At 74.3% G+C, this 5599-nt stretch carries 3 protein-coding genes; all 3 read left to right on the forward strand.

The annotated features are described in order from the left end of the window. Positions 1-2954, forward strand: a 2954-nt coding sequence (locus tag ACIRFH_RS36390; RefSeq protein WP_403530821.1) for a type I polyketide synthase, incomplete at its 5' end; no start/stop codon positions are given. Between the two features lie 362 nt (positions 2955-3316). Further along, positions 3317-4066, forward strand: coding sequence for a 4'-phosphopantetheinyl transferase (locus ACIRFH_RS36395; protein WP_403530824.1), 750 nt, complete (start codon positions 3317-3319; stop codon positions 4064-4066). A gap of 73 nt (positions 4067-4139) precedes the next feature. Continuing rightward, positions 4140-5599: type I polyketide synthase (locus tag ACIRFH_RS36400; RefSeq protein WP_403530826.1), on the forward strand; the 1460-nt coding region annotated here is incomplete at its 3' end.

Here is a 5599-nt window from a genome sequence, read left to right on the forward strand (position 1 = left end):
AGCACGGCGGCATCGTCGTCGGCTCCCTCGCCCGCGAGCAGGGCACTCAGGCGCAACTGCTGCGCAACCTGGGCCTGCTCCACGTCCAGGGCCACGAACTCGACTGGGACAAGGTCCTCGGCACCGGCACGGTGGTGCCCCTGCCCACCTACGCCTTCCAGCGCAAGCTGTACTGGTCGGACGTACCGAAGACGAACGGGGACGCCGGGTCGCTCGGCCTGGACGCCTCCGCGCACCCGTGGATCGGTGCCGTCACTCCGCTGGCCGACGGCGAGGGCCATCTGATCACCGGGCGGCTGTCGTCGGCGGAGCAGCCGTGGCTGACGCACCACACGGTCTTCGGGTCGGTCATCGTGCCCGGCACGGGGCTGCTGGAGCTGGCCACCGCCGCCGCGCACGAGGTCGGCGCGACCGGGGTCGCCCAGCTGACGCTGGCCGAACCGCTGGTGATCGACGACGCCGTACGGATCCAGATCACCGTCGGCGCGCCGGACTCCTCGGGCCGCCGGGCGATCGCCGTCCACAGCTGCCCCGAGACCGCGCCCACCGAGTGGACGCAGCACGCGGCCGGTGAACTGGGCGAGGGCACACCCGCCCCGGACGCCTCGGCGTTCGGCGAGCTGGCGCAGTGGCCGGTGCCGGGGGCCGAGCGGGTCGGACTCGACGGGTTCTACGACCGGTTCGCCGCCCAGGGCATCGACTACGGCCCGGTGTTCCGCGGTCTGACCGAGCTGTGGCGCAAGGGCGACACGGCCTACGGTCTCGTCCGCCTGCCGGACCCTGCCGCCGGTGCCGAGTTCCTGCTGCACCCGGCGCTGCTGGACACCGCCCTGCACGTGATGAAGGGCGTGGCCCGCGAGGAGGCCCCGGGCGCGCTGCTGCCGTTCGAGTGGAGCGACGTCGACCTGCACGCGGCGGGCGGCGGCGAACTGCGCGTACGGATCGACGTGTCCGCCGGTGCCGAGGGTGCCGACGGCGGTCAGGAGATCCGGGTGTGGGCCTGCGACCCGGCCGGCGCACCCGTCGTACGGATCGGCGCGCTGCATCTGCGCCGGGCGACGGCCGGGCGGCTGCGGGCCGCGCGCGGCGGCGCCGACGGCCTGCACCGCCTGGAGTTCCAGCCGGTCGAGGCCCCCGTACCGCGGGGTTCCGTCGCGGACGCGGTGCTGACCGGCTCAGGCCTGATCGCGCGTCGGCTCGGCGTACCGGCGCTCGCGGACGGGGAGGCCCTGGCCGCGCGGCTCGCCGCGGGTCCGGACGCGCCCGCCCGGATCGTCGTCGACGCCACCGGACGGCCGCCCTTCGACAGCGAGCCGGAGGCCGCCTACCGGGCCACCGAGTTCGCGCTGGCACAGCTCCAGGAGCTGCTGTCCGACGAGAGGCTCGCACAGACGGAGCTGGTCTGGGTGACGCGCGGCAGTGTCGCCGCCGCGCCCGGTGACACCCTCGAGGGACTGCCGTACGCACCCCTGTGGGGACTGGTCCGGTCCGCGCGCGCCGAGCACCCCGAGCGCACGCTGCGCCTGGTCGACCTCGGCCCCGACGACGCCGACCGGGACGCGCTCACCCGCGCCCTCGCGGTCACCGGCGAGCCCGAACTGGCCGTCCGGGGCGGCGAGGTGCGGGCCGCCCGCCTCGTGCGGGCCGCCGCGGACGGCGACGGAGCCGCCGTCCGGTCCCTCGACCCCGAGGGCGTGGTGCTGATCACCGGCGGCACCGGCGAACTGGGCCGGGAGACCGCCCGGCACCTGGTGCGCCACCACGGTGTGCGGCACCTGGTGCTGACCTCACGGCGCGGGGCGGACGCCCCCGGCGCCGCGGAACTCATCCGTGAACTGGAAGAAGAAGGTGCGCGATGCGTACGGGTGGTGGCGTGTGATGTCTCTCGGCGAGATGACGTGGCGCAGGTGCTCGGTGATGCTCCACAGGGCCGCCCGTGGACTGCGGTCCTGCACCTCGCGGGAGTCCTGGACGACGGTGTCGTCCTCGGTCAGAACGCGCGGCGGCTCTCCCGCGTGATGGCCCCGAAGGTCACGGGCGTCCACCACCTGGACGAACTCACCCGGGACCTGGATCTGGCCGCCTTCGTGCTGTTCTCCTCCGCCGCCGGCACCATCGGCACGGCAGGGCAGAGCATCTACGGCTCCGCCAACGCCTACCTCGACGCGTTCGCCGCCCGGCGGCGCGCCGCAGGCCGGCCGGCCACCGGCCTCGCCTGGGGTCTGTGGCACCAGGCGGGCGTCGGCATGACCTCCCACCTGGGCGCGGTGGAGCTGGAGCGGATGCGCCGCCAGGGCATCGCCCCGCTGCCGTTCGACCAGGGACTGGCGCTGCTGGACGCGGCGCTGGCCCGCCCGGCCGCGGACTTCGTGCCCGTGCGGCTCGACCTGCGGGCCGCGCAGCGGGAGGCCGACCAGGGCGGCGACGTGCCCGCGCTGTTCCGCGCGCTCGTACGGCCCCGGCTGCGCCGCGCGGGCGGCGGTTCCGGTGCCGGCTCCGCCGACGGCACGGGCAGCCCGGCCGGTCTGCGCGAGCGGCTGCTCGCGGCGGCCGAGGAGCAGCGCACGGAACTGGTCATGGAGGTGGTGCTGCGCGAGGTCGCCACGGTGCTGGGCCTGTCCGGCGCCGGGACGCTCGCCCCGCAGCAGGTCCTCAAGGACCTGGGCCTCGACTCGCTGATGGCGGTCGAACTGCGCCGCCGCCTGTCGGCCGAGACGGGGCTGTCCCTGCCCGCGACCCTCGCCTTCGACTACCCGACCCCCGAGCACATCACCCGGCTGGTCCTGAACCGCATGGACCTGCCGTCGGCCACGCCGGACGCCCCGGCCGCCGGGGACCCGGCGGCCCTGCCGGACTGGACCGCACCCGCCGAGACCGAGGAGGAGCGGTCCGTGGACGACATCAACGCCGAGCTCAACGCGCTGCTGGAGGCGTCGGGCCTCGACCTCGACTGACCCCCGGCCGGCAGCTGGAGGTCGCCGAGCGCGGGAACCCTCCCCGAGACTTGGGCCTCCGTGCGGATCGACGCCGGAGCGGAGGTCCGCTCGAGGGCTGTTCGAGAAACATCTCGCCCTTCGGCCCCCCGCCGTAAGGTCCCCCGAAGGATCGGGATTCCGAAGGGACTCGAGGTGTCGATGTCGGACCAGGACCGGATGGAAGCCGCTCTTCCCGCGATGTGTGAGCCGCAGAGGCGCGCGGCGGATCCCGAACGGCCGGCCCGGCTCCGGGATCACGCCGTCGCGGTCCTCGCAGGCCGGCTCGAGCCCTTGGACCGCGCTCACACCCTTGCCCCGGCACCGGCCGGCGCCGCCGAGCGGTGATCGAACGCATCCTCCCCTCCGGCGTGGCCACCGCCGTCGCCTACGGCGACACGGCCACGCCGGACGGGCTCCTGCCCGAGGAAGAGGCCTGCGTCCGCCGCGCGGTGCCCGCCCGGCGCCAGGAGTACGCGACGGCACGGAGCTGCGCGCGCCGCGCGCTCGCCGACCTGGGCCTGCCTCCGGTGCCCCTCCCGACCGGCCCGTCGGGGGCACCCCGCTGGCCCGGCGGGGTCACCGGCAGCATCACTCACTGCCAGGGCTACCGGGCCGCGGCGGTCGCCCGCACCACCGCCACGGCGGCCCTGGGCATCGACGCGGAATGCCACCTGCCGCTGCCCGACGGCGTGCTGGAGGTGATCGCCCACGACGAGGAACTGCACTCCCTGACACGACTCGAACGCGCCCGTCCCGCCATCCGCTGGGACACCTTGCTCTTCAGCGCCAAGGAGGCCGTGTACAAGGCCTGGTACCCGCACTTCCCGCACAAGCTGTCGTTCAAGGACGCGTCACTGATCTTCCGCACGGGACCCAGCGGCACGAGCGGCACGTTCACCGCACGACTCCTCGTACCGGGCTCGCCGTACCGCCGCTTCACGGGCCGCTGGATCGTGGCCGAGGGCCTGGTCGCCACCGCGGTGCACCTGGCCGCCGCGTCCCCAGGAGAGGTCGACCACCGCTCGAGTCGTGCCCGGTTGGGTGGTGAAGTCCCTGGCTTGTCCCACCGGGACGTCGTTCGCTCGCGGTGACAGCGCAGAGAGGCTCGAGGTGTCGATGTCGAACCAGGACCGGATGGAAGCCGCCCTTCCTGCGATTCGTGCGTTGCAGAAGCGCGCTGCGGATCTCGAGGCGCGTCAGGCGCGGTTGCGTGAGCCGATCGCGGTGGTGTCGATGGCGTGCCGCCTGCCCGGCGGCATCGACACTCCGGAGGGGTTCTGGGAGCTGCTGGCCGCAGGCGGCGACGCGGTCGGCGGCCTGCCGGAACGGTGGCGGGGACTCGACCTGTACGACGCCGATCCGGAGGCGGTCGGCAAGAGCTACGCCCGCGAGGGCGGGTTCCTCCAGGGCGTGGAGGGTTTCGACAACGGCTTCTTCGGGATCTCGCCGCGCGAGGCGGTCTCGATGGACCCGCAGCAGCGGCTGGTGCTGGAGACGTCCTGGGAGGCGCTGGAGCGCGCGGGGGTGCGCCCGGACTCGCTGGGCGAGAGCCGCACCGGCGTGTACCTCGGCACGATGAGCTCCGACTACGGCGACCTCGGCCGTGATCTCGACGCCCTCGACGGCTACGTGAGCACCGGTAAGGCGTCGAGCGTGGTGTCCGGCCGGGTGTCCTACACCCTCGGTCTGCAGGGACCCGCCATCACGGTGGACACGGCCTGTTCCTCGTCGCTGGTGGCGGTGCATCTGGCGGTGCAGGCGCTGCGGCAGGGCGAGTGCGAACTGGCGCTGGCCGGCGGTGTGACGGTGATGAGCGCACCGTCGCTGTTCGTGGAGTTCTCGCGGCTGAAGGGGATGGCGGCGGACGGTCGCTGCAAGTCCTTCTCGGCCGCTGCCGACGGTGCCGGCTGGGCCGAGGGCGTGGGTGTCCTGGTCCTGAAGCGGCTGTCGGCGGCGGAGCGCGACGGTGACCGGGTGCTGGCGGTGATCCGCGGTTCGGCCGTCAACCAGGACGGCCGCAGCCAGGGCCTGACGGCGCCGAACGGTCCGTCCCAGCAACGGGTGATCCGCGATGCGCTGGAGGCCGCACGTCTGACTCCGGCCGACATCGACGCGATCGAGGCGCACGGCACGGGCACGTCGCTGGGCGACCCGATCGAGGCGGGTGCGCTGGCGGAGGTGTTCGGCCCGGAGCGCCCGGCCGAGCGGCCCGTCTGGCTGGGTTCGTCGAAGTCGAACATCGGGCACGCGCAGGCCGCCGCCGGTGTCGTCGGCGTCATCAAGATGGTCCTCGCGCTGCAGCACGAGACCCTTCCGAAGACTCTGCACGCCGACGAGCCGAGCCCGCTGGTCGAGTGGGACGGCAGCGGCCTGGCCCTGCTGCAGGAGGCGCGGACGTGGGAGCGGGACGGTGCGCGTCCGCGGCGTGCGGGTGTGTCGTCGTTCGGTCTGAGCGGGACGAACGCGCATGTGATCGTGGAGGAGGCTCCGGCTGTCGAGGCCGTGGAGCCGGCCGCCGAGGCCGGCCACGGTCCGGTGCCGGTGGTGGTGTCGGGTCGTGACGAGGGGGCGGTGCGGGAGCAGGCGGGGCGTTGGGCGTCCTGGCTGTCCGGGCGGGTGGATGT

The sequence above is a fragment of the Streptomyces sp. NPDC093586 genome (genome assembly GCF_044764905.1).
Classification (GTDB): domain Bacteria; phylum Actinomycetota; class Actinomycetes; order Streptomycetales; family Streptomycetaceae; genus Streptomyces.